Here is a 24,658-nt window from a genome sequence, read left to right on the forward strand (position 1 = left end):
AGGCAAAGCGTCAGAGACTCATTCTTTGGCCTATAGGCACATTTTCAGGCGGCGTGATGGGCAGACTTTCGCCATTCTGAGCGCTGATCGCGATAAGTTTGCTGTTCGCGCAACAAAATAGCGTCTGCGTCCAATGTCGAGATTGCAGCTGATTTGTCTATCGGCACAAGGCCATTGACCTGAAGTGCCAGATAGCGTCCGCAGCAAACCCGAAGAAACGATGCGAAATTATCGAGATCGTGACCTTCCGGGCGCGATTCTCCATAGAGTTTGCCCAGGAGACGGCTGACTGACATCTCGTCACGTCCGGCAATCTCTTCCAGCGCTGACCAGAAGAAGTTCTCCAGTCTGACACTTGTGACCACCCCGTCAATACGCAGTGAGCGGGTTACACTTTGCCAGAGTAACGCGTCAGCCCCGATGAACAATCTGCACATGATTTCCTCCCAAAATATGTCCCGGGATAGTGTCGCGCAGTTTGCCTTCGCCTGCAACTTAGTTCAGGGGTTGAACGCTATAAGTGATGCTTCCGGCGGTTGCCTCATTAATGTTCAATGTGAGATCGCGGATTTCCACTTTTTGCTGATCAGCGGGAAATTCTACCGTCTGGCCTGATGCTGGAAATTCCAGACTGTCAATCGAGTAGGCTCTGATATCAAACTGCATTTTATCGGCTTCTAAACCAACAAAAACAATATCATAGATGCGTCCGCTTTCATTGGACGAATAGTCGTTTTTCGATGGAAGCATGGTTCCTTTACTGTAATCGCGCGGAGGAACAATCGGATTGCCCGACAAGACAAATTGTGTTTGGCCGAATGTTTCCGGCGAGGGAGCCGGATATTGCTCTGATGTAACGGCCACCTCTGCTTCAGCCGCATCCTGCGCATGGGCGATATTTGATGCGCCTGCAAAAATGGCGCTCATGCTGATGGCTAACGAGAGAGCAAGGGATCTGGCAGTTTTCATCTGGTCTTCCATGTCATTGCAAGAAAGCCTTTCCGACAGAATTTGCGGAAAGGCTCTGATTTGGCATTTTTATCGAAATGCGGTGCAGGATGAAAGCAAATGCTTGCGTCTAACCATGCGTGATTTTGGTGCCGAGCACAGCAAGGAATTGCGAAAGCCACGCCGGATGGGCAGGCCATGCAGGTGCTGTCACCAGATTGCCGTCCGTGACCGCCTCATCGACAGGAATATCGGCATAAGTGCCGCCGGCCAGCTCAACTTCCGGGCGGCAGGCCGGATAGGCCGAGCAGGTGCGCCCATCAAGAACGCGCGCTGCGGCGAGAAGCTGCGCGCCATGGCAAACGGCGGCGACTGGTTTGTCTGCTTCAAAGAATTTTCTGACGATTGCGATGACCTTGTCATCAAGGCGCAGATATTCCGGCCCGCGACCGCCGGGAATAACAAGCGCATCATAGTTTTCAGCCTTAACATCGGCAAATGTTGCATTGAGCTTGAAATTGTGGCCGGGTTTTTCGGTGTATGTCTGATGGCCTTCAAAATCGTGAATAGCGGTCGCTATGGCGTCTCCCGCTTTCTTTCCGGGACATACGGCATGAACCTTGTGACCAACCGCGAGCAGCGTCTGAAACGGAACCATTGTTTCGTAGTCTTCACAGAAGTCGCCGCAGATCATGAGAATTTTTTTGCCGGACATGATTTTCCTCCCTGTAACGTCGATGTCGGTCAGGGCAGTCTGACATGGATGGGCGCAGAGCTGGTGTTATTCCGCTACTACACGTGTTTTTCGATATCGAATGTAAGGGGAATCTTTGCGATTTTCTGTCATTTATGTCAGGGAAGCGCCACGATTTTAAGGAATAAGCGGAAAATATCATGGCAGGAACAGACAAGCAGCGCCCAATGATCACGGAAGGACCAGCCATCATTCTGGTTAATCCGCAATTGCCGGAAAATATCGGCATGGTGGCGCGTGCCATGGCAAATTTTGGCCTCGCGGAACTGCGATTGGTGCAGCCGCGCGAGGAATTTCCAAGTGAAAAAGCGCGTGCTGCGGCAAGCAAGGCCGATCATATCATCGACAATGCGGTTGTTTATGATGATCTGCCTTCGGCGATTGCCGATCTCAACTTTGTCTATGCGACCACCGCGCGTGAACGTGATGGTTTCAAGCAGGTGCGTAGCCCTGTGGAAGCAAACAATGAGTTGCGTCGTCGTTTTGTGCGTGGTGAGAAGATCGGCATTCTTTTCGGGCGTGAGCGCTTTGGTCTCAGCAATGAGGAAGTTGGTCTTGCTGATGAGCTGGTGACATTTCCGGTTAATCCGGCTTTTGCATCGCTTAATATTGCGCAGGCTGTGCTGCTCATGTCTTACGAGTGGATGAAATCTGGCCTTGCAACCGAAACGGACACGGTTTTCCGTGGGCCAGAAATGGAAGCTGCGCCGAAGCTGGAATTGCAGAGTCTTTTCAACCATCTGGAAGAGGCGCTTGATATTCGGGGTTATTTCCGTCCCGAGGCGAAGAAAGAAATAATGGTCAATAATCTGCGTTCTGTTTTGACTCGCGCAGGTTTTGCATCGGCAGAACTTAAGCTTTTGCGCGGCGTCATCACATCGCTTGATGCTTTCACACCCAAGAAGCCACGCGGCTCTGGTGCCCCGGAAGGTCGTGCACGCAAACCCGCAAAAGAGGACAAGGCTGAATGAAACACCCGCCTGCAGCAGAGCTTTCCGGCAAGTCTTCAACCGCGACAGAAAGACCAATTTTGGTCTTTGACAGTGGTATCGGCGGGCTGACAGTTTTGCGCGAGGCGCGAGTGATGATGCCGGATCGGCGATTTATTTATATCGCAGACGATGCCGGTTTTCCTTACGGCGATTGGGAAGAAGAAGCGTTGCGCTTGCGCATTGTCGAACTCTTCGGTCAGTTTATCACTGAGCATGACCCTGAAATCGCGGTGATCGCCTGTAACACGGCTTCGACGCTGGTGCTTGACGATCTGCGTCGCGCTTATCCTTCGGTGCCGTTTGTTGGCACCGTTCCCGCTATCAAGCCTGCTGCTGAGCGCACCTCGTCGGGGCTTGTGTCAGTTCTTGCAACGCCGGGTACAGTCAAGCGTGCCTATACGCGCGATCTGATCCAGTCATTTGCAACGCAATGCCATGTGCGCCTAGTTGGTGCGGATCGCCTTGCAAGCATTGCCGAGGCGCATATTCGCGGTGAGCAGATTGATGAAGCGCTGGTGGTTGAGCAGATCACGCCGTGTTTTGTCGAGAAGGATGGAAACCGCACGGATATTGTTGTGCTGGCCTGCACGCATTACCCATTTCTCGCCAATGTGTTTCGCAGGCTGGCGCCATGGCCAGTCGACTGGCTTGATCCTGCCGAAGCCATTGCGCGTCGTACTTTATCGCTGTTGCCGCCAAGACATATTGATGACGAACTGCATCATCACGACGATCTGGCGGTCTTTACATCGCAGAAACCTGATTATGCCATTCGCCGATTGATGCAGGGCTTCGGGTTGCCGTTTTCCTGAGCAACAAGAATGTTCTCATTCGAAGATCCAGGAATGTAATTCAACCTATTGATTTTATTAAAATACCCGGAAAAATTTTTCCGGGTATTGCAGATAATGTTGGGCTTATCCAGCCGCTTTTTGTTTGGAATCGCGCTTTGCTTGCGCCACACTGGCGGCCTTTTTCAGGCGCCCACGTTCCATAGGGCGGACGAGACTGTCGGCTTTCTCATTGGGGATGTTGCGCATGCCATGACGTGCGTGGCGGGTGTTGAAGGCTGGCTCGTTTTTCTCATTTGCTTTCTTGGTTGCCAGTGCTTTTTGAGCGTTTTCAACCAGATTGTTGCTGGCTGACATGCTGCGGCGGCGATCAATTTCCGCATTGATGCGGCGCATGGCCATAGCCAGAACGGAAACCTTCAGATGCGAGCCTTCATCTGCCTTCGACGTCGAAGCGCCACGTGCTGCTGCTTTTCCGCGCATTTCGCGGCGGCGCTGGTGTGCCTGATCGCGCGCCTTGCTGCGACGATCACGCAACAGTTTTGCCAGTTGAGTAAGCTCAGAGTCGGGGACATCCTGAAGAAGTGGATGATGCGATTTTTCAACCAGCTCTCGTTCTTCCGCGTTCAACGCACGGGCTTCTTCCTTGCGTGTGATAGCCATGAAAATCTCCTTCCGTGTGCTTATCCTGTTTGCATATAGGTCGGTGATCGCATGAGAAAAGGGTGCGGCCTATGGCGTTGGAACCAACGCGTTGCGCTGTCGTTTATTATCTTTGGAGATGGTAAAGAGGTTCACGCGATGGATATCGTTGAAACACGAATTAGTTCGCTTGGTGGTTTCAAGGTCTATTTGGTTGAGTTCGTCACACAAGGTGAGGAGCGCGTTTCTGTCAAAGTTGAAAATGAGACCGATGCGGAACTCAGCCGCGATGAGGTGACGCGCCTCGCAGCGCTTAAACTGGGTGAGGCTTTTAACATTGCATGTGTTGAATGTGGAATTGAGCCGCAAAATCTGCTCACGCGCCCCAGCGCGCGCAGATCCGGTGATCGCGCAGAGCTGGAGCGTCAGTTGGATGAAGGCTTGGAAGACAGCTTCCCGGCAAGCGATCCGGTTTCAGTCACAAGCTCTGCGATACCAGCATCGGCGGACCCCAAATCATAAGCTCGGGGCACGTTGCCGCAATAGTATAAGTCCGGGGCACATTGCCCCGGTGCTTTAAGTGTCTCATAAAATGAGTCCGATGATTATCTCAAGCGCATGAAATCTTTATAGGTTTCTGCGTTTTCCTTCCATCAGGTCGAGCACTGCGCGCGCGCAATCAAGAACATTCGTTCCGGGGCCGAAGACCGCCGAGACACCATGGTCAAACAAATATTGGTAGTCCTGGCGCGGCACGACTCCGCCACAGACAACGATAATGTTTTCTGCACCTTTTTTACGAAGTGTATCGACAAGCTGCGGCAGCAGGGTTTTGTGTCCGGCCGCAAGGGAAGATACGCCGAGCACATGCACTTTAGCCTTGATCGCCATATCGGCGGCTTCGTCCGGCGTCTGGAATAGCGGTCCGGCAAGCACTTCAAAGCCAATATCGCCAAAGGCAGACGCGATGATTTTTGCGCCGCGGTCATGTCCATCCTGACCGAGCTTTGCCACCATGATGCGAGGTTTTTCGCCGGTATGCTTTGAGAACTCTTCAAGGCGTTCAACAAGCGTCTGGAACTCAGGCTCGTTCTCATAAGCCTTGCCGTAGACGTGTTTTACGACCTTCGGCACTGCCGCGTGGTCGCCAAAGGCATGGCGCATTGCATCGGATATTTCGCCGACCGTTGCGCGCGCGCGCGATGCTTCAACGGCGGCGGCCAGAATGTTGCCTTCACCGGTTGTTGCGACCTTTTCCAACTCGGCAAGCGCTGCCTCAACTTTGGCTTTATCGCGCGTTTGTTTGATGCGGTTCAAACGGTCGATCTGCGATTTTCTGACCGCAGTATTATCGATTTCGAGAATGTCGATGCTGTCTTCCTGCTCCAGACGGAACTTGTTGACACCAACGATTACCTCTTCGCCCTTATCGACCGCTGCCTGTCTGCGGGTGGCTGCTTCTTCGATCAGACGTTTTGGCAGACCGCTTTCGACGGCTTTGGTCATGCCGCCAAGGCTTTCGACTTCTTCGATCAGCGCCCATGCTTTTTCTGCAAGTTCATTGGTCAGGCTTTCGATGTAATAAGAGCCTGCCAGCGGATCGACGACTTTAGTAACACCTGTTTCATTTTGCAGAATAAGCTGCGTGTTTCGCGCGATGCGGGCGGAGAATTCAGTTGGCAAAGCGATGGCTTCGTCAAAAGAATTGGTGTGCAGCGATTGTGTGCCGCCAAGGGCTGCCGACATGGCTTCAAAAGCTGTGCGGACGATATTGTTATACGGGTCTTGCTCCTGCAATGAGACGCCCGATGTCTGGCAATGGGTGCGCAGCATCAGCGAGCCGGGCTTTTTCGGATCGAATTCCTTCATGATGCGTGTCCAGAGCAGCCGGGCTGCTCTGAGCTTGGCAATCTCCATGAAGAAGTTCATGCCGATGGCGAAGAAGAATGACAGTCGCCCCGCAAATTCATCGACATTCAGGCCTTTATTGAGTGCCGCACGGACATATTCGCGCCCATCGGCCAATGTGAAAGCCAGTTCCTGCACCAGCGTGGCGCCCGCTTCCTGCATGTGGTAGCCGGAAATGGAAATCGAATTGAATTTCGGCATTTCCGCTGCGGTATAAGCAATAATATCTGCAATAATCCGCATGGATGGTTCTGGCGGATAGATATAGGTATTGCGGACCATAAATTCTTTCAGAATATCATTCTGAATGGTGCCGGATAGCAGATCGCGCGACACGCCTTGCTCCTCGCCAGCCACAATGAAATTGGCGAGGATCGGGATCACAGCGCCATTCATGGTCATGGAAACGGAGACTTTTTCGAGTGGTATGCCGTCGAAAAGGATTTTCATGTCCTCGACGGAGTCAATTGCCACGCCCGCCTTGCCGACATCGCCTTCTACGCGTGGGTGATCGCTATCATAACCGCGATGGGTGGCAAGGTCGAAGGCGACCGATACGCCTTGCTGGCCAGCGGCCAGTGCCTTGCGGTAGAAGTTGTTGGACTCTTCGGCTGTGGAGAAGCCGGCATATTGGCGGATGGTCCAGGGACGCCCCGCATACATGGTCGCACGCGGACCGCGCAGGAATGGCTCAAAACCGGGAAACGAATCAAGGTGGCCGATTCCATTAAGATCGTCAGCCGTATAAAGCGGCTTCACATCAATGCCTTCCGGCGTATGCCAGACGAGGCTATCGGCTGGCCGCTTCAGTTCCTTTTCGGCCAGCTTCGACCAATCCTGTTTTGTGGGGCGCTCGCTCATATTGGTGCTCACTCGAATTCCATAATGAGTTCATCAACGGCAAGGCTTGCGCCTTCTTCTGCCGCAATCCGTTTGACGGTGGCGCGACGTTCAGCACGCAGCACGTTTTCCATCTTCATGGCTTCAACCGTTGCCAATGGCTGGCCTGCCTCGACGGTATCACCGTCTTTGACAAGAACCGAGGTGATAACGCCGGGCATCGGGCAGAGCAGCATCTTGGACGTATCCGGCGGCAGTTTGACTGGCATCAGCTTTGCCAATTCTGCAACCCGCGGCTTGCGCACATGGGCGATCACATCAATGCCCCGCCAGCGCAGACGCCAGCCTGTGCCGGAGCGCAGAACCTTGACGGCGACGGATCTGCCGTCAACCGTGAAAGAGCCAAGCTGATTGCCCGGATGCCAGTCGCTGGCAACCGGTAAGCTGCGAGCGTCAGCAAAGTAGATTGTTGTCCCACCTTCGCCCTCAGCGATCCTCAAGGTCAAGCTGAAGTCACCAAGCGTTACGACCCATTCGGTTGCCACAGATTGTGCCTGTGACGATAAACGGCCTGAAATCTGGCTGTTGCGTTGTTCGACCGCCATATTGATCTGTGCAGCAACAGCGGCCAGTACATGCGCATCTTCTTCCGATACGGAAACGCCAGCAAAGCCGTCTGGATATTCCTCAGCAATAAAGGCCGTGGTCAGCGCGCCAGCGCGAAACCGCGGATGCTCCATAACCGCTGACAAGAAGGGCAGGTTGTGGCCAATGCCTTCCACTTCAAAAGCATCCAGCGCATTGCTCATGGCATCAATTGCACTGGTGCGATCAGCGCCCCAGCTGCAAAGTTTTGCAATCATGGGGTCATAATACATCGAAATTTCGCCACCCTCAAAGACGCCCGTATCGTTGCGGATGATTGCGCCACTTGCGGTTTTGCCTTCGACAGGTGGACGATAGCGCGTCAGCCTGCCAATCGAAGGCAGGAAGTTGCGATAGGGGTCTTCTGCATAAAGGCGGCTTTCGATGGCCCAGCCGTTGAGCTTGACATCGGCCTGCGTGATGCGAAGCTTCTCGCCGGATGCAACGCGGATCATTTCCTCAACCAGATCAATGCCGGTGATGAGTTCTGTCACCGGGTGCTCGACCTGCAAGCGGGTGTTCATCTCAAGGAAATAGAAATTGCGCTCGCCATCGACGATGAATTCAACCGTGCCTGCGGAATAATAGCCAACAGCCTTGGCGAGGGCTACGGCCTGTTCACCCATAGCTTTGCGGGTGGCTTCATCCAAAAACGGTGAGGGCGCTTCTTCGATCACTTTCTGATTGCGGCGCTGAATGGAGCATTCGCGTTCGCCCAGATAGATGACATTGCCGTGTTGATCGCCAAGAACCTGAATTTCGATATGGCGCGGCTGGGTCACGAATTTCTCAATGAAGATGCGATCATCACCGAAAGAAGATTTTGCTTCGTTGCGTGAGAGCTGGAAACCTTCGCGCGCTTCATCATCATTCCATGCGATGCGCATTCCCTTGCCGCCGCCACCGGCGGACGCCTTGATCATCACCGGATAGCCGATGGATGTTGAAATACGAACCGCTTCTTCTGCGTCTTCGATGAGCCCCATATGGCCGGGAACGGTGGAGACCCCAGCCTCGGATGCGAGCTTTTTTGAGGTGATCTTGTCGCCCATGGCCTCAATGGCGTTTACCGGAGGGCCGATGAAGGTGACATTGGCGGCTTTAAGTGCCTCTGCAAAGCGCGGGTTTTCCGACAGGAAGCCATAGCCGGGATGGACGGCGTCGGCCCCCGTTTCTTTGATTGCTGCCAGAATCTTATCGATCACGATATAGGACTGGTTTGAGGGCGCTGGTCCGATATGCACGGCCTCGTCGGCCATTTTGACATGCAGCGCATTGCGGTCAGCGTCGGAATAGACGGCAACCGTGGCAATGCCCATTTTCTTTGCGGTTTTGATAACCCGGCAGGCAATTTCGCCGCGATTGGCAATGAGGATTTTCTTGATCATCTGTATCGTACCCGTAGCAATCTTACAGCGGAATGGTGTCGTGTTTCTTCCATGGCGTGTTCTGGCTCTTGTTGCGAAGCGCAGAGAACGCACGGGCGATACGGCGGCGGGATGAATGCGGCATGATCACTTCATCAATGAAACCGCGTTCGGCAGCAACGAAAGGATTGGCGAAGCGTTCTTCATACTCTTTCGTGCGGGCGGCGATCTTTTCAGGGTCGCCCAGTTCTGAGCGGTAGAGAATTTCGGTAGCCCCCTTGGCGCCCATAACGGCGATCTCGGCGGTTGGCCAAGCATAATTAATGTCGGCACCGATGTGCTTAGATGCCATCACGTCATAAGCGCCGCCATAGGCTTTGCGGGTGATCAGTGTGACCATCGGCACGGTTGCCTGGCTATAAGCAAACAGCAGTTTCGCGCCATGCTTGATCACGCCACCATATTCCTGCGCTGTGCCGGGAAGGAACCCCGGAACATCGACCAGTGTCAGGATTGGAATGCTAAAAGCATCGCAGAAGCGCACGAAGCGTGCAGCCTTGCGTGAGGAATCAATATCAAGGCAGCCAGCCAGCACCATGGGCTGATTTGCGACTACGCCAATAGTCTGGCCGTCCATGCGAATAAAGCCGGTGATGATATTTTTGGCGAAAGCTTCCTGAATTTCAAAGAAATCGCCTTCGTCCGCAAGAGCGAGAATCAGCTCCTTCATGTCGTAAGGCTTGTTGGCGTTATCAGGGATGAGTGTGTCCAGCCGCATTTCGAGGCGGGCAGGATCATCGAAGACAGGACGAACAGGTGGCTTTTCACGATTGTTGAGCGGCAGGAAGTCAAACAGGATGCGGACCTGTTCCAGCGTTTCAATGTCGTTTTCGTATGCGCCATCGGCAACCGACGACTTTCTGGTGTGCGTTGACGCGCCGCCGAGTTCTTCCGCCGTGACGATTTCGTTGGTGACTGTCTTGACCACATCGGGGCCTGTCACAAACATGTAGGAACTATCGCGGACCATGAAGATAAAATCGGTCATCGCCGGGGAGTAAACCGCACCACCCGCGCACGGCCCCATGATGACAGAAATCTGCGGAATGACGCCCGAAGCATCGGCATTGCGCTTGAAAACATCGGCATAACCAGCAAGCGAGGCCACGCCCTCCTGAATTCGCGCCCCGCCAGAATCGTTCAATCCAATCACCGGGGCACCGTTCTGCATGGCCATGTCCATGATCTTGCAGATTTTCTGCGCATGGGTCTCAGAGAGCGAACCGCCAAGAACGGTAAAATCCTGACTGAACACATAGACCTGACGGCCATTGATCGTGCCCCAGCCGGTCACCACGCCATCGCCTGCGATCTTCTGCTTTTCCATGCCGAAGTCGGTGCAGCGATGCGTGACATACATGTCGAACTCTTCGAACGAACCTTCGTCGAGAAGCACTTCAATTCTTTCACGGGCAGTCAGCTTACCTTTGCTGTGTTGCGCATCAATGCGCCTTTGTCCGCCGCCAAGGCGAGCCTCTGCGCGACGAGATTCAAGCTGTTCGAGAAGTTCCTGCATTCGCTATGACCTTGGAAAGCTATGAGTTTGATTGACTGCTTAGCGCCAGTATGCCGCATTCTGAAAGCTTGAAAAGGTGCTGATGTGTAATTTATAAATTTGCAAATAGCGAATTGCAAAGTTGCAAACATGGCACCCAGAAAACTCTATGTCGGCAGAAAGATCAGAGAAATACGTGAACAGCACCGGGCAACACAGTCAGGCTTTGCTGAACGCTTAGGTATTTCAACGAGTTATCTCAACCAGATCGAGAATAATCAGCGGCCGGTTTCAGCCGCGGTTCTTTTGGCGCTGGCTGAGAATTATCAGATCGATATTGGTGCGATTTCGCTTGGCGATGATGATCGGCTTTTATCGGCTGTATCCGAGGCGTTGGCCGATCCGGTGTTTGACAATTACAAGCCGAATTTGCAGGAATTGAAGCTGATCACGCAAAATGCGCCCGGTTTAGCGCATGCGCTGATTGCCTGTCATCAGGCTTATCGGCGCAATAGCGAGCAGCTTGCAAGTCTCGACAACCAGCTTGGGCGCGCGCCATCTGTTGCCGAGCCCGCGCCTTATGAAGACGTGCGCGACTTTTTCCATTTTATCGATAACTATGTTCATGAGCTTGATATTGCTGCAGAAAAGCTTGCCGATGAGCTGAGGATTCCGTATCGTGATATAGGTGTGGCTTTGCCGCAATATATGGAGGAGCGCTATCGCGTTCGTGTCGCGCGTGCGGATCCCGATGAAGCTATTTTACGCCGCTTTGATCCGGTGGCGCGCGTTCTGTATCTCAACCCTTATTCGCCAGCTTCGACTCGCAATTTCCAGATTGCGTTCCAGATTGCCGAACTGGAGATGGAAGAGCTTGTCACCGCTATCGCAAAACGGGCGGATTTTCGCTCATTGGAAGCGATTGAGATTTGCAAAATCGGTCTGCGGAATTATTTCGCCGGTGCGCTGGTCTTGCCCTATCAGACTTTTCTTTCAGCCGCCAAAGAACTGCGGCACGATCTTGAATTGCTGGCATCGCGCTTTGGTGCCAGTCTGGAACAGGTCGCGCATCGTCTGAGCACATTGCAGCGATCTGGCCAGCGTGGCGTTCCTGTGTTCTTTGCACGGATTGACCGGGCGGGAAATATCACCAAACGGCACAGTGCAGCCAAGCTGCAATTTGCCCGTTATGGTGCGGCGTGTCCGCTGTGGAATGTGCATCAGGCGTTTGAAACGCCGGGCCGGATCATTCGTCAGTTAGCTGAGACACCAGACGGTGCGCGCTATCTTTGCATCGCGACCGAACTGACCAAGAGCGAGGGCGGATTTCACGCCCCGCAACGTCGTTATGCTATTTCTTTGGGCTGTGAAATCACACATGCGCAGGATTTTGTCTATGCGGATGGTTTGGATATTACCACGCGCTCCGCATTTGACCCGATTGGGGTTTCCTGCCGTATTTGTGAGCGGGCCGAATGCGTGCAGCGTGCTGTCCCGCCATTGAAAAGCAAATTGGCGGTCGATCACGACCGCCGTGGAATCTTACCTTACAGACTATTGTAGAAATCAGAAACCGGAATGCTCTTTAAGGAATTCGGCTTCTTCGGGTGTCGTCTCGCGGCCCAGAACTTTGTTTCGATGCGGAAAGCGGCCAAAGCGTTCGATAATATCGTGGTGCTGGCGTGCGAAGCCTAAGGAGAATTCATCACCGAGCTTTTCGTATAGATCAATGCACCGCTTCTGATCGCTGAGATGTTCGCTGTGCATGAAGGGCAGATAAAAGAACTGACGTTGTTCTGCCGATAGCTTGCGGTCAAAATCATGATCGAGTGCCTGCGCCGCTACATCACGGGCGAGGCCATCGCTTTCAAACGAGCGTGCAGAGCCGCGAAACATGTTGCGCGGAAACTGATCGAACAAAATCGTCAGTGCAAGTGCGCTTTCCGGCTGCTGTTTCCAGTTTTCAAACTTGTCGGCACGCGCGTCTTCGTAGCCTGCGAGAAATTTTTCACGAATTTCCGCATCGATTGCATCGCTTTTGCTGAACCAGTTTTCGCGCATCTTTGCTGAAAACCAGAAATCGAGGACGTCTTCGGGTTGAATGGCCATTGCTGCCTCTTTCCAGCTTTACGGGGTCTGACTTTGGTTATCGGGCTGCGGGCAGGGTGTCTCGCCCTTTATATTGCGGGACATGCAGGCGAATCGGTCAAAGCCCTTGCCTGCATCCATTGCCGCTTTTCCGGCACCACAACCGGATAGAGTTGTTAGCACGATCAACAGAACAAAATATTTCATCTGAAGCCCTTCCGGTTTACATGGCAACGTTCGCTAAATCTGCGCACATAGATACAGAAAATTGCGATCAGCCGCGACCACGATAATTGGGTACAGACTGTTCTGGAATCCAGACATTTTTCGGGGCTTCTCCAGTCTGATAGAACACATCAATCGGAATACCGCCACGTGGATACCAATAGCCGCCGATACGCAGCCATTCAGGCTCCAGAAGCTCCACCAGACGTTTGCCGATCGTGACTGTGCAGTCTTCGTGAAAAGCGCCATGATTGCGGAATGAAAACAGGAACAGCTTGAGCGATTTGCTTTCGACCAGCCAGTTTCCGGGCACGTAATCGATCATCAGATGCGCAAAGTCCGGTTGTCCGGTCATGGGGCAAAGCGAGGTGAATTCAGGTGCGGTAAAGCGAATGCAATAGGGCGTTCCTGCTTGCGGGTTTGGAACCCGTTCCAGTACCGCTTCTTCAGGGGATTGGGGAACAGTAGTGTTTGATCCGAGCTGCTTGAGGTCAGAATATATCGTTTTTTCAGACATTTACGTGCCTTTTTAAAAAGCCACGGCGCAGTCCTGTGCTGGAATATCCAGACACTTGTCCTTGTTTTTACCGGGTAGGCTGCGACCGGTGGCAAATTGCCAATGGCTTCGACTAACAGTGATATTGTTTCCGGTAAAGCGCAAAAAAACCGCGCCAGAGAAGCGCGGCTTTTCATTGGGAGGATTTCGTTCTTAACGGCGATCAGAAAGGATGCAGCCAATTGCAACGCCGATCGCGATACCGATTAGGCCCGCGGTGCCAAACAATGTGGTCGCGGTGCCGGGGTTTTCCTTCACGGTCTCTGCGACAGCGTGACCACGTTCACGCACAACCTGTGCTGCGTGGCGGAAACGACCAGATGCGTCATCAAGGGCATCTTCTGCACGATCTCTGAATTCACTTGATTGCGAAGCCAGTGACTTGGAAAGACGCTTTAATTCACCGCGTAGATCTGCAATCTGCTGTTCGAGAGCGTGCTGAATATCATTAGCGGTTTTGTTGTCAGCCATTTCATGTCTCCATACAATTGATGTCTGTTCAATGCATTAAAACACATTTGGTTCCATTTTAGTTGGAAAATAAGACACTCTTTTTATTATTCATTTTTTGGGCTGAATACCGGCAGAAGGCTCAGTCCGCGCCCAATGCAAACGCCCGCCATCGCGCCAATTGCTTTGAAGACAAAATCAATAAATTCACCATGTCGACCGGGGGCGAGGCGTTGCATGAGTTCGAACATGCCCGCGCATCCCACTGTTAATATCAGAACTTGAACCCAATGACGGGGGTAGGCGAGAGCAAACAGGAACCCGACGAGGAAGAAAGCTGTAAAGCGCTCCAAATCTGCAGATTGGCTGGCGATTGGTCTGAACTGAATCGGGCTGATCGTGACAATCAGGATCGAGACCAGAACCAGCCAGGCGGCGATGCGAAAAAGTCGCGTCATTGAGCGAAAAGCCTTCTATTCTGCGGTGCCGTTGGCCATAGGTTCATCCTGATTTGGATCACCGCAACGCTGATACATCTGGTCCGTGACCAACTTTTTCAGACCATTACCAAACGGCAATTCATAATGCGCAATAACATCGACGCCCATGCACCATTTAACATTTTCCGGTGACAGGCCGTAATTGGTTTCAAGAAATCCGATGGCGTAATTTATACCCTCATCGCATTTATCGGTTGTGCAGAAGTTACCGTCTCTGGCGAGTTGCCTGATTGAGTTTTCGCCGATTTTTTGAACAACCGGCTCAAGCGCAAAAGGTGCCGCGCCCAAAAGCGCAACAATGACCAGTCCAACAAGGGTATATTTGAGTGAGCGTCGCATGAATCGCTGTCAGTTATTGATCCCGTTATGATTTCATAACGCATGAGCGGCAGTATCATGGCAAGGTCAAGCTAAAAATATGGAGCCTAATTTTTAATCATTATGACCATTTGTGACGGTTTAATATTGACTTTTACGTAAATGCGGTAGCACAACAATTGCCTGCATGTTGCAAGGCAGGGATATAAAAGTGCGTGAATATTATACGATTACAGAACTGACGCGGGAATTCGGGATATCGACCCGTACTTTGCGTTTCTACGAGGATGAGGGATTGATCGCGCCTGTACGGCGTGGTCGCACGCGCTTGTTCAGGCCTTCAGACCGGCATCTTCTCAAGCAGATCATGCGTGGGAAGCGGCTTGGCTTTTCAATCGCGGAAATCCATGAAATCGTGCAGATGTATCGCGAGCCGCCCGGTGAAACGGGGCAGCTCAAGCTTTTGATGAAGCGCGTTGAAGAAAAGCGCGCTGATCTTCGTCAGAAGCGCCGTGATATTGACGAAACGCTTTCCGAACTTGATCAGGTTGAAGAAGCGTGTATCGAACGTCTGGCCGAGCTTGGCGTTTCCACGTAACTGTTATGGCTGATTATCGGGCACTGGTGAGCACATCTGAACGATTTGCTGAACCGTGCTATTGTTGTTCTGGTCAGCCTTGCCGCTAAAAACCTCATCGAACAGTTTGGCTTTGTCGAGTTCGCTGACGACACAGCCGCAGAACTGGTTGCATAAAGCTTCGCTGCCATTTGGCAGGCATGATGCGACACAGGACTGCGTAAAAGCAGCGCGCTGGTCGGGCGGCGAGACTTGCGAGAAGCAATAGACGAGTGCAATCAGTACGGGCTGGTGGATCAGATAGAATGCAAGGCTGTGACGACCGATAAAGGTCAGCGGCTTCTGCAGAAACTGGGGCTTTATCTCGCCCGAGAGCAGCGGCAGCCAGTTGAACCGTTCGAAAATGCGCGCCGTTGCAATGCCGATCAGCACGGCACCAAACCACGGAAACAGCGGAACATAATCATTCGAGCGCGGTGGGATTGTCGACAGCCCAACCCATGCCAGCCACATCTGATTGAAAATGTCGGCTTGCGCGTAAAATGGTGCGCTGATGACAAAGGCGGCTACGGCCAATGTCAAAACGGGCGGCAGATGCAGAAATAGCAGGCCCAGAACGCTTGCCAGCGCGATTTGATGCAGGATGCCAAAGAAGATGAAATTGTCGGGCGACATGTAATATGTCACTGCAGAAATAGCCGCAGCCGCTGCTACGATTTGCAGCAGGCGCTTTCCAACCGCATTCCAGCGAATGGCGCGGCCATGGGCCAGAACAAGACTGAAACCAACGAGAAACAGAAAGCTCGACGCGATGCAGCGTGCAAAGAGTTTCCAGCCGCCATGCCCGGTGGTGCCCGCTGCCATATAACCGAAGAATTCAAGATCCCAGCCGAAATGATAAATCGCCATCGCAATTAGCGCGACGCCACGCGCAATATCAATGCGCGTCAGGCGCAGACGGCTTGAGGGCGTTACAGTCGTTTCAGCATTGCTCTGCATCGTGCATCCTGAGCTATCGAATTCGAATCTGGCAGATTTCTATCACATGCGCTGACATGGCTATAGTATGTCGAATAACGGATTCGTTACGCCGTTGTGAAATCAGCAGTTCTTGTCGGAGTTCGATTTGTTTTTCAGCGTTTCCAAGCTTTTCTGGCTGTTTTTCCAGCCGCTGACCATCATCTTCGTCCTGCTGTTGCTCGCACTCGTGTTGATCTGGACCGGGTTAAGGAAACTGGGGCTCGCCGCGCTGATAAGCGGTGCAGTGATCTTGTTTGTCAGTGCATATACAACGCTTGGCAGCATTATGCTTGTGCCTCTGGAAGATCGCTTTGCCAAAATAACTGAACTTCCGCAGCATGTGGACGGAATTGTGGTTTTGGGCGGTTATATGAATGGCGACATCAATGCGGGGCGTCCCGGATTCGAATTGAACAGCGCGGCTGACCGGATATTTGAGACGATGCGGCTTGCGCGGCTTTATCCGGATGCAAAGGTGATTGTGTCGGGCGGTGACGGAGCGTTTTTTGAGGAAGCAAAGCCGGAGGCCGACAGCACGCGCACCATGCTGGCCGATCTTGGCTTTTCCGGCGATCGTTTCATTTTTGAGAATAAGTCACGCAATACAGTTGAAAATGCCGTGTTTTCCAAGGCTCTGGCAGAGCCGAAGGCTGGAGAGACGTGGCTTTTGGTAACTTCGGCTTATCATATGCCACGTTCCATCGGGTGTTTTCGTAAGGCAGGTTTTGATGTCGTTGCATGGCCTGTTGATTATAAGACACCCGCAAAACAGCGCTTTTCGCTTTATTTTGAATCACCCAATGAGGCGTTGTCGCGCTTTAGCGTTGCGGTGCGGGAATGGGTGGGTTTGACAGCCTATTGGCTGACCGGAAAGACAGATATGCTGCTTCCACAACCCTGATGCCGCAATTTCGCCGTGACTTTTAAGCTTTTGTTAAGCACCTTTGTTGTTAAGATGCTGAAACAAAGAGGGTTTTTGAAACGTACCTTTGTGAGAATAATAAACGCGCCGCATTTCAGCCACTTTTCAGCGTTGCGTTTCATCTGCGTCAGGGCTATATCTCCGGTAACAGCGTTGTGAAGGACGCTGCTAACAAGAGTTGCACAACAAGGTTTTAAAAATATCCATGGACGAAACCGTTCAAAAATCCTGCTGGGGCGTAACGCTCTGGGCAGTCGTTGGCCTCGCCGCTATCATTCTCATGGCTTATCTTTTCTCGGTGTAATGCCAAACGCGCTGCGGAAAGCGGAAAAATGATGCCGCAATCCGGCATTCTGTTGGCGTTGTTGCTCTCCTACACTATCTGTTAATGGTGTAATATCATCTTGGTCTGCCGTTTTATGCGGCTTGGCACATGGAATTGCACAGCCTGAATTTGGGCTGGATAGGTGTAGAATGTTTCTTTCGGTATTTGATCTTTACAAGATTGGCATTGGACCTTCGAGTTCACATACGATGGGCCCGATGACCGCCGCCCATATGTTTCTCGACGAGCTGATCGCCGGCGAGTGGCCAAAACCAGCCAATGCCAAAGTCTTTCGTCTCAAGGCCGTTCTGCATGGCTCGCTTGCTTATACCGGCGTTGGTCATGCGACTGATCGCGCTGTGGTCTTGGGGCTTTGCGGCTATACACCTGATAAGATCGATCCTGATATTATGGATAGCGAAGTCGAAAAGGTTTCGCGCGCGAAAACCGTCCATCCCGCTGGCCATCCTGCCTATCAATTCGATCCAAAAACCGATCTGGTGCTGGATCGCAAAACGCCCTTGCCGGGGCATGCAAACGGCATGGCTTTTGAAGCTTATGACAAGAGTGATCGGCTTCTGCTTCGCCGCGTATATTTTTCGATTGGCGGTGGCTTTGTCGTCACTGCGGAAGAGTTAAGCCGCGTGCAGACCAGTGGCGGCAAGCGTGAGGAAAAGGCTGATGTGCCTTATCCGTTCAAAAACGCCGCCGAAATGCTTGAAATGGCCAACACGAGCGGTCTTTCGATTGCCGATATGAAACGTGCCAATGAAGAATGCCATATGTCTTGCCTTGATCTCGACGAAGGTCTCGATCGAATTTGGGGTGCAATGCGTGGCTGCATTGAGCGTGGATTAAGTCGCGATGGAATTATGCCGGGTGGATTGAATGTGCGCCGTCGTGCGCGGCAGCTTTTTGAGCGGCTGGAAGAGGATTGGCGCAATAACAAGCTTAATCCGCTGCTCGCCAATGACTGGTTGTCTGTTTACGCAATGGCGGTCAATGAGGAAAATGCTTCCGGCGGGCGCGTTGTAACGGCTCCGACCAATGGCGCTGCGGGTGTGGTTCCGGCAGTGTTGCGCTACTATCTGCATTTTCATGATGATGCCGATGCGAAGGGCATTCGTGATTTTCTCCTGACATCGGCCGCCATTGGCGGTGTGATCAAGCATAATGCCTCTATTTCCGGTGCAGAAGTTGGTTGTCAGGGCGAGGTTGGTTCGGCCTCTGCGATGGCTGCCGCTGGTCTTGCTGCCGTTATGGGCGGAACACCCGAACAGATTGAGAATGCTGCTGAAATCGCGCTTGAGCATCATCTGGGCATGACATGCGACCCAGTCGCCGGGCTTGTTCAGGTGCCATGTATTGAGCGCAATGCGCTCGGTGCTGTGAAAGCCGTTACGGCTGCATCTCTGGCGGTGAAGGGTGATGGTCAGCATTTTGTGCCGCTCGATGCCTGTATCGAAACCATGCGTCAGACGGGGCATGATATGAGCGAGCGCTACAAAGAAACCAGTCAGGGTGGACTGGCTGTTAATGTGGTTGCCTGCTGAGACAGATTCTTATCACTTGAAGACTGCACACGGCTTGGCTAAATCAGGCCCATGGCAATTAATCTCGTCAAACTTTGCGTCGGTTGCGACAGTATTGAAGACCTCGCAGCCTGGATTGATTTCAGGCTTGCGGAGCAGCGTGCTGCCGGTGTTGTGCCCGAGCAGTTTCATACAACCCGCATGGTTCCCAAACGGGTGGATGAATTGCTTGCAGGTGGTTCGCTCTATTGGGTGATCAAGGGCAATGTGCAATGTCGCCAGCGTCTTCTGGACATACGCCCGTTTACGGATGAGCAGGGAATCAACCGCTGTCATCTGGTGCTCGAACCCAAGATTCATCCGACGGAGTGGCAGCCGCGCCGCGCTTTTCAGGGGTGGCGGTATCTGAATGAAAATGAGGTTCCTGCCGATGAAGCAGCGGGGAAATCTGGCAGAGCCGCTCTGCCACCGGAATTGCGACGTGAGCTGGCGGATCTCGGATTGCTTTAGATTCGTTTGCGTTAAAGCGGGATCGCTAAAGGCGTTACGCAGGTCTTGTTGGACGGTTACAAAGAAAAAAGCCTGCCGTTTCTGGCAGGCTTTTTTCATTTCGTATGTCAGCTTTCGATGGTGAGGCGTACTGAAACCTTGTCCGATGTGACGGGCAGGGTCATGCGCATCATTGTGCGCGGTTGTACCATTCTGCGATTGCGCGCTGCGTGGCTGACCAGCAGGCCGACCAGATCACGTGTATGGAGTCCTTTGCCATGACGGACATCTGCAATGCGAATCGCCGCCTGCTTAAGTGCCTGCACCGAAAACAGGGACCCGAGGGCTGAAGGCCGTGGCGCTTCTAGAGCCCATAGGCTGGGTGCCAAAGCATGTTGTCCGATCGTTTCATTCATATTCGACATCTCGAAACCCTCTACGCAATACTATTTTCGGGTCTAAAGCGGTTACGAGAGGGGCTACCCCCTCGCTGGGATTAATTTGCGACTGCGTAGCAGCCAAAACTCTTCTTTTTCAGCGATGCACATGCATCCCAGGCTGCCTTCTTTGACGAAAATCCGACAAAGCGGGCGCGGTAGAATGTCGAACCGCCTTTTACGAATGTCTCGGTATGGGGGGAGGCTGACCGAAGTGGTCCGCCAACAGATGAGGACACCTTTGCAAGCATATCGCGTGCCTGACCTTCGCTTGGCAGCGAGCCAACCTGAATAGCCCATCCGCCTGATGCAGCTGCAGAAGCGGTTGTTACGGGATCAATATCATGCTGAGCAGGAGCCGCAGGGATTGCAGCCTTTGGCATTGGACGGACAGCTGCCTGCGCTGCGGCGAGTGCTGCCGGACGCGGCGTTGGTGCAGCAAGAGCCAGAACCTGCGGCTGATCGACGTCGCCTTCACCTGATTCATTGTTGATGACGTCTTCAATGCCGGCTTGACGGGCTACAGGGACTGGGGCGTTGCGTGCCTTTGGCAGTTGAGCTGATGCGACAACCTGAGGAACGTCACCACGCATGGCAATGAGAGGTTCGGAAGCGCGACCACGTGTTGCCATTGGCAGGTATTTTTTGATGAGCTGCGCCATATGGGCATCGCGGCTTGCGCCGGTGTTGCCACCCATCACGACGGCGACGATGCGGCGTCCATCAAGATTAACCGATGAGGCAAGGTTGTAGCCGGAAGCATTGGTGTAGCCGGTCTTGATGCCGTCAACACCTTCGATACGGCCAAGCAGACGGTTGTGACCGCGAATGGTTTGACCGCGATATTGGAAACTACTGCGCGAAAAATAAGCAAATTCACGCGGGAAATGCTGGCGAAGTGCAATGCTGAGGATTGCCATGTCGCGCGCAGTTGTAACCTGCGACATGTTTGGCAGGCCGGAAGCATTGCGGAATGTGGTGTTGCTCATGCCAAGACGACGCGCTTTTGCCGTCATCATCTGTGCAAATCGCTCTTCCGAACCGCCAAGGAATTCACCGGATGCAGCTGCGACGTCGTTCGCTGACTTTGTTACCATTGCAAGGATTGCATCCTCGACGCGAATGGACTGGCCTTTTTTGAAGCCGATTTTTGTCGGTGGACGTGCTGCGGCATATGCGGAAACCGGAATTCGCGTGTCTTTGTTGATGCGACCTGACTGCATTGCCTCAAGAAGCATATAAATTGTCATCATCTTGGTCAGCGACGCCGGGTAACGTTTCGCATCGGCGCTGGATGCAAACAGTGTTTTACCTGTGTTGGCGTCGACCACGATCGCAGCGTACCGATCATTGGCCGCAGCAGGAACCGTGGTTGTGGCCGTAGAGCAGCCTGTTACAACAGCAAGAAGAAGCGCAGCTTGCGCTGTTCTTTTCATGACATATGCGACTTTACTGAATGCGGTACGCACGATGATGACCTGCCTGTATTCCGGTTTTTTTGGACTGCGGCACAAAGGGCACACAGCAATCTAATTCAGGAACCTTACTGTCATCAGCGTTACCAATCCGTTTATGGTAACTGGATTATTCACACATTTTAAAAAAAAGTTGTGGTGCCGTTTTTGGGGAAGCCCATGGAACTCAGCCCGATCGATGCTGGCGGACGCTCTGCGCGGATGCTTAAATCATAAGATTTGGCAATATTTTTGGGAGAGACCTGTGCCAATGCGCAGCCTTGTCATAAGTCTCGGTTGCAAGTGTCAGCGAAGGGCTTAAAATCAGCTTATGACGCCCTACATAAGGAAGGGCAAGCAGGCATAGAGTTGGGCATTGGGTGATAGGTTACATGCGGTATTTAAATCCAGTCATGCAAAGCAAGGCGAACGGCGGGAACGGACCGGATAACGGGACCGTTGTGGTTACGCGTACGCAGCCCAAAACCAAGAAGCCCAGCCTCTATCGCGTTCTGCTTCTCAATGATGACTATACTCCTATGGAGTTTGTCATTCATGTCCTGCAACGTTTTTTTCAGAAAGACATGGACGATGCGACGCGTATCATGTTGCATGTTCATAACCACGGTGTCGGTGAGTGCGGCGTATTCACATACGAAGTTGCTGAAACCAAGGTTAGTCAGGTCATGGATTTTGCCCGCCAAAACCAGCATCCATTACAATGTGTAATGGAGAAAAAGTGAGGTCATATGCCATCGTTTTCATCTAGCCTTGAAAGGGCGCTGCATCAGGCCCTCACAATCGCAAACGAGCGGCATCACGAGTATGCAACGCTCGAACATCTTCTGCTTGCTCTGATCGACGATCAGGATGCGGGCGCAGTGATGCGCGCCTGTAACGTCGATCTGGAGCATCTAAAAAGAATCGTGACCGATTACATCGATCGTGAGCTGGATAATCTCGTCACGGGCTATGATGAAGATTCCAAGCCAACTGCCGCTTTTCAACGTGTTATTCAGCGCGCGGTTATTCACGTCCAGTCCTCCAATCGCGAAGAAGTGACCGGCGCTAACGTGCTTGTTGCCATTTTTGCCGAGCGGGAAAGCCATGCTGCCTATTTCCTTCAGGAGCAGCAGATGACGCGCTACGATGCCGTCAATTATATCTCGCATGGCATTTCCAAACGCACGCAGAGCAGCGAAACGCGCACGCCGCGTGGCGCGGAAAGTCCGAGCGAAGAACGCACCAGCGTGGAACCGGAAGAAAGTCCGAAGAAAAAGCAGGATGCTCTTACCGCCTATTGCGTCAATCTGAACGAGAAAGCGAAATCCGGTCGCATCGATCCTTTGATCGGTCGTGACAGCGAGATCAGCCGCACCATTCAGGTGCTGTGCCGTCGCTCCAAGAATAACCCGCTTTATGTGGGCGATCCGGGTGTCGGCAAGACGGCAATTGCTGAAGGTCTTGCGAAGCGTATCGTTGAAGGTGACGTGCCTGAAGCGCTTGCGAATGCAACAATCTTCTCGCTCGACATGGGCACGCTGCTTGCCGGTACACGTTATCGCGGTGATTTCGAAGAGCGCTTGAAACAGGTTGTGAAAGAGCTTGAAGATTATCCGGGTGCGGTTCTCTTTATTGACGAAATTCACACCGTTATCGGTGCGGGTGCCACTTCGGGCGGTGCGATGGATGCATCAAACCTGTTGAAGCCTGCTCTGTCTTCCGGTGCAATCCGTTGCATCGGATCGACGACCTATAAGGAATATCGTCAGTTCTTTGAAAAAGACCGTGCACTTGTGCGCCGTTTCCAGAAGATCGACGTCAATGAGCCTTCGATCCCTGATGCCATTGAGATCATGAAGGGTCTGAAGCCGTATTTTGAAGACTTCCATAAGGTTAAATATACGGTTGATGCGATCAAGTCGGCTGTGGAGCTTTCCGCGCGCTATATCTCGGATCGCAAATTGCCGGATAAAGCCATCGACGTGATCGATGAAACCGGTGCAAGCCAGATGCTTCTGCCGGAAAACAAGCGCAAGAAGACCATTGGTGTCAAGGAAATCGAAGCAACCATTGCCACCATGGCGCGGATACCGCCCAAGTCGGTTTCCAAGGATGATGAGGTTGTGCTCTCGCATCTTGATGCAGAGCTCAAGCGCGTTGTTTATGGTCAGGATCTCGCGATTGAGGCGCTTTCGGCTGCAATCAAGCTTGCCCGTGCAGGCTTGCGCGAGCCGGATAAGCCCATTGGTTCTTATCTGTTCTCCGGCCCGACAGGTGTTGGTAAGACAGAAGTTGCCAAGCAGCTTGCATCGTCGCTTGGCGTCGAACTGCTTCGTTTCGACATGTCGGAATATATGGAGCGTCACACTGTATCGCGTTTGATCGGTGCGCCTCCCGGATATGTCGGCTTCGATCAGGGCGGTCTTTTGACCGATGGCGTGGATCAGCATCCGCATTGCGTGCTGTTGCTCGATGAAATCGAAAAGGCACATCCGGACCTTTACAACATTCTGTTGCAGGTTATGGATCATGGCTCGCTTACCGATCACAACGGCAAGAAGATCGATTTCCGCAATGTTATCCTGATCATGACCACCAATGCCGGTGCCGCCGATATGGCAAAGGCTGCGATTGGTTTCGGTTCGACGCGGCGTGAAGGTGACGACATGGAAGCGATCAACCGGTTGTTTACGCCGGAATTCCGCAACCGTCTCGACGCAATTGTTCCGTTTGGTCCGCTGCCGGTTCCCGTCATTCATCAAGTTGTGCAGAAGTTCGTGCTTCAGCTTGAAGCGCAGCTTGCAGAACGTGGTGTGACATTCGAACTGACCGAGCCCGCTATCGCATGGCTTGCTGACAAGGGCTACGATGAGCGCATGGGCGCGCGTCCACTGGCGCGCGTTATTCAGGAGCACATCAAGAAACCATTGGCCAATGAAGTGCTTTTTGGCAACTTGAAAAATGGCGGTACGGTTCGGGTTGATGTGAAGAAGAAAGAGGATGGTAAAACCGATCTCGTGCTTGAAACCCTTTCTTCGGACAAGCCAGTGAAGCCTAAAAAGGATATTCCGGCGGAAAAGAAGCAGCCCGTTCGCAAGAAGGCTGCGGCAAAGAAGCCTGAGAAGGAAAAGGTACTCGCTGGCAAGGATGATGCCGAGTCAAAACCTTCTGCCAAGGCATCAACGGCAAAATCATCGGTCCCTAAAGTGCCGCGTAAGAAATAAAAACGTAAAAAGGCCCTTCACGTGAAGGGCCTTTTTATATCGGGTGCATTTTCTCTCTCTCATGATCTAATTACCGTATGTCTTCGAGTCCATTCC

The 24,658-nt window shown here is 52.7% G+C and carries 26 protein-coding genes; 10 read left to right on the plus strand and 16 right to left on the minus strand.

Annotated elements, in window-relative coordinates; translation table 11 throughout:
- Positions 1-44: 44 nt before the first annotated feature.
- From OPR82_RS09410 to OPR82_RS09420, 3 genes are all read right to left on the minus strand, one after another.
- Positions 45-437, minus strand: a complete 393-nt coding sequence (locus OPR82_RS09410) for a ribbon-helix-helix domain-containing protein (RefSeq protein ID WP_265984530.1) — start codon at positions 435-437, stop codon at positions 45-47.
- A 58-nt stretch (positions 438-495) separates the two neighbouring features.
- Positions 496-969 carry a hypothetical protein gene (locus tag OPR82_RS09415; protein WP_265984531.1) on the minus strand — a complete coding sequence of 158 codons (474 nt, stop codon included), beginning with the start codon at positions 967-969 and terminating at the stop codon, positions 496-498.
- A 109-nt stretch (positions 970-1,078) separates the two neighbouring features.
- Positions 1,079-1,663: a DJ-1/PfpI family protein gene (locus OPR82_RS09420; protein WP_265984532.1), complete on the minus strand. Its 585-nt coding sequence runs from the start codon at positions 1,661-1,663 to the stop codon at positions 1,079-1,081.
- A gap of 179 nt (positions 1,664-1,842) precedes the next feature.
- Here OPR82_RS09420 and OPR82_RS09425 point away from each other — a divergent pair, with 179 nt between their 5' ends.
- Together OPR82_RS09425 and murI are read left to right on the plus strand one after the other, a co-directional pair.
- Positions 1,843-2,673 (plus strand): RNA methyltransferase, encoded by an 831-nt coding sequence (locus OPR82_RS09425; protein ID WP_265984533.1) that lies wholly within the window; start codon positions 1,843-1,845, stop codon positions 2,671-2,673.
- Entirely contained in the window at positions 2,670-3,506 is an 837-nt protein-coding gene (gene murI / locus OPR82_RS09430; protein WP_265984534.1) for a glutamate racemase, read from the plus strand. Before OPR82_RS09425 ends, murI begins: the two co-directional genes overlap by 4 nt.
- A 105-nt stretch (positions 3,507-3,611) precedes the next feature.
- Here murI and OPR82_RS09435 read toward each other — a convergent pair whose 3' ends face one another.
- Positions 3,612-4,148, minus strand: a complete 537-nt coding sequence (locus OPR82_RS09435) for a hypothetical protein (protein WP_265984535.1) — start codon at positions 4,146-4,148, stop codon at positions 3,612-3,614.
- Between the two features lie 138 nt (positions 4,149-4,286).
- Between OPR82_RS09435 and OPR82_RS09440 the strand changes: the two genes are divergently transcribed.
- Positions 4,287-4,649: a hypothetical protein gene (locus OPR82_RS09440; protein ID WP_265984741.1), complete on the plus strand. Its 363-nt coding sequence runs from the start codon at positions 4,287-4,289 to the stop codon at positions 4,647-4,649.
- A 105-nt stretch (positions 4,650-4,754) separates the two neighbouring features.
- On the opposite strand, the gene scpA is transcribed toward OPR82_RS09440, so the two are convergent.
- The 3 genes from scpA to OPR82_RS09455 are packed head-to-tail and all read right to left on the minus strand — an operon-like array spanning position 4,755 to position 10,463.
- Positions 4,755-6,896, minus strand: coding sequence for a methylmalonyl-CoA mutase (gene scpA, locus OPR82_RS09445; protein ID WP_265984536.1), 2,142 nt, complete (start codon positions 6,894-6,896; stop codon positions 4,755-4,757).
- 8 nt (positions 6,897-6,904) lie between these two features.
- Complete coding sequence (locus OPR82_RS09450; protein WP_265984537.1) at positions 6,905-8,908, minus strand: acetyl-CoA carboxylase biotin carboxylase subunit; 2,004 nt, start codon at positions 8,906-8,908, stop codon at positions 6,905-6,907.
- Between the two features lie 22 nt (positions 8,909-8,930).
- A complete protein-coding gene (locus OPR82_RS09455) occupies positions 8,931-10,463 on the minus strand; it encodes an acyl-CoA carboxylase subunit beta (protein WP_265984538.1) in 1,533 nt (510 codons plus the stop codon).
- A 129-nt stretch (positions 10,464-10,592) separates the two neighbouring features.
- Between OPR82_RS09455 and OPR82_RS09460 the strand changes: the two genes are divergently transcribed.
- Entirely contained in the window at positions 10,593-12,005 is a 1,413-nt protein-coding gene (locus OPR82_RS09460) for a helix-turn-helix domain-containing protein (protein WP_265984539.1), read from the plus strand.
- 3 nt (positions 12,006-12,008) lie between these two features.
- Here OPR82_RS09460 and OPR82_RS09465 read toward each other — a convergent pair whose 3' ends face one another.
- The 6 genes from OPR82_RS09465 to OPR82_RS09490 all read right to left on the minus strand — a co-directional run bounded on the left by OPR82_RS09465 (position 12,009) and on the right by OPR82_RS09490 (position 14,600).
- Positions 12,009-12,551 carry a DUF924 family protein gene (locus OPR82_RS09465; RefSeq protein ID WP_265984540.1) on the minus strand — a complete coding sequence of 181 codons (543 nt, stop codon included), beginning with the start codon at positions 12,549-12,551 and terminating at the stop codon, positions 12,009-12,011.
- 18 nt (positions 12,552-12,569) lie between these two features.
- A complete protein-coding gene (locus OPR82_RS09470; protein WP_265984541.1) occupies positions 12,570-12,737 on the minus strand; it encodes a hypothetical protein in 168 nt (55 codons plus the stop codon).
- A 67-nt stretch (positions 12,738-12,804) separates the two neighbouring features.
- Positions 12,805-13,272, minus strand: a complete 468-nt coding sequence (gene queF, locus OPR82_RS09475; protein WP_265984542.1) for a preQ(1) synthase — start codon at positions 13,270-13,272, stop codon at positions 12,805-12,807.
- Positions 13,273-13,464: 192 nt separating this feature from the next.
- The gene (locus OPR82_RS09480) at positions 13,465-13,782 is read right to left on the minus strand and encodes a DUF883 family protein (RefSeq protein ID WP_265984543.1); all 318 of its coding nucleotides are present in this window, start codon (positions 13,780-13,782) and stop codon (positions 13,465-13,467) included.
- 86 nt (positions 13,783-13,868) lie between these two features.
- Positions 13,869-14,219: a VanZ family protein gene (locus tag OPR82_RS09485; RefSeq protein WP_265984544.1), complete on the minus strand. Its 351-nt coding sequence runs from the start codon at positions 14,217-14,219 to the stop codon at positions 13,869-13,871.
- A 15-nt stretch (positions 14,220-14,234) separates the two neighbouring features.
- Positions 14,235-14,600: a hypothetical protein gene (locus OPR82_RS09490; RefSeq protein WP_265984545.1), complete on the minus strand. Its 366-nt coding sequence runs from the start codon at positions 14,598-14,600 to the stop codon at positions 14,235-14,237.
- Between the two features lie 190 nt (positions 14,601-14,790).
- Here OPR82_RS09490 and OPR82_RS09495 point away from each other — a divergent pair, with 190 nt between their 5' ends.
- Positions 14,791-15,177 carry a MerR family transcriptional regulator gene (locus tag OPR82_RS09495; protein WP_094577492.1) on the plus strand — a complete coding sequence of 129 codons (387 nt, stop codon included), beginning with the start codon at positions 14,791-14,793 and terminating at the stop codon, positions 15,175-15,177.
- 3 nt (positions 15,178-15,180) lie between these two features.
- On the opposite strand, the gene OPR82_RS09500 is transcribed toward OPR82_RS09495, so the two are convergent.
- Positions 15,181-16,155: a DUF1624 domain-containing protein gene (locus OPR82_RS09500; protein WP_265984546.1), complete on the minus strand. Its 975-nt coding sequence runs from the start codon at positions 16,153-16,155 to the stop codon at positions 15,181-15,183.
- Positions 16,156-16,282: 127 nt separating this feature from the next.
- Between OPR82_RS09500 and OPR82_RS09505 the strand changes: the two genes are divergently transcribed.
- From OPR82_RS09505 to OPR82_RS09515, 3 genes are all read left to right on the plus strand, one after another.
- Positions 16,283-17,077: a YdcF family protein gene (locus OPR82_RS09505; RefSeq protein WP_265984547.1), complete on the plus strand. Its 795-nt coding sequence runs from the start codon at positions 16,283-16,285 to the stop codon at positions 17,075-17,077.
- Between the two features lie 495 nt (positions 17,078-17,572).
- A complete protein-coding gene (locus OPR82_RS09510; RefSeq protein WP_265984548.1) occupies positions 17,573-18,976 on the plus strand; it encodes an L-serine ammonia-lyase in 1,404 nt (467 codons plus the stop codon).
- Positions 18,977-19,027: 51 nt separating this feature from the next.
- A complete protein-coding gene (locus OPR82_RS09515; RefSeq protein ID WP_265984549.1) occupies positions 19,028-19,465 on the plus strand; it encodes a DUF1489 family protein in 438 nt (145 codons plus the stop codon).
- A gap of 107 nt (positions 19,466-19,572) precedes the next feature.
- Here the strand turns inward: OPR82_RS09515 and OPR82_RS09520 are convergent, their stop codons facing one another.
- Both OPR82_RS09520 and OPR82_RS09525 read right to left on the minus strand, forming a co-directional pair.
- Complete coding sequence (locus tag OPR82_RS09520) at positions 19,573-19,869, minus strand: hypothetical protein (protein WP_265984550.1); 297 nt, start codon at positions 19,867-19,869, stop codon at positions 19,573-19,575.
- Positions 19,870-19,940: 71 nt separating this feature from the next.
- Entirely contained in the window at positions 19,941-21,350 is a 1,410-nt protein-coding gene (locus tag OPR82_RS09525; protein ID WP_265984551.1) for a D-alanyl-D-alanine carboxypeptidase, read from the minus strand.
- Positions 21,351-21,727: 377 nt separating this feature from the next.
- Here OPR82_RS09525 and clpS point away from each other — a divergent pair, with 377 nt between their 5' ends.
- A complete protein-coding gene (clpS, locus tag OPR82_RS09530; protein ID WP_265984552.1) occupies positions 21,728-22,078 on the plus strand; it encodes an ATP-dependent Clp protease adapter ClpS in 351 nt (116 codons plus the stop codon).
- 6 nt (positions 22,079-22,084) lie between these two features.
- Positions 22,085-24,562 carry an ATP-dependent Clp protease ATP-binding subunit ClpA gene (clpA, locus tag OPR82_RS09535; protein WP_265984553.1) on the plus strand — a complete coding sequence of 826 codons (2,478 nt, stop codon included), beginning with the start codon at positions 22,085-22,087 and terminating at the stop codon, positions 24,560-24,562.
- Positions 24,563-24,658: the final 96 nt, after the last annotated feature.

The organism is Ochrobactrum chromiisoli (assembly GCF_026241335.1).
Classification (GTDB): domain Bacteria; phylum Pseudomonadota; class Alphaproteobacteria; order Rhizobiales; family Rhizobiaceae; genus Brucella; species Brucella chromiisoli.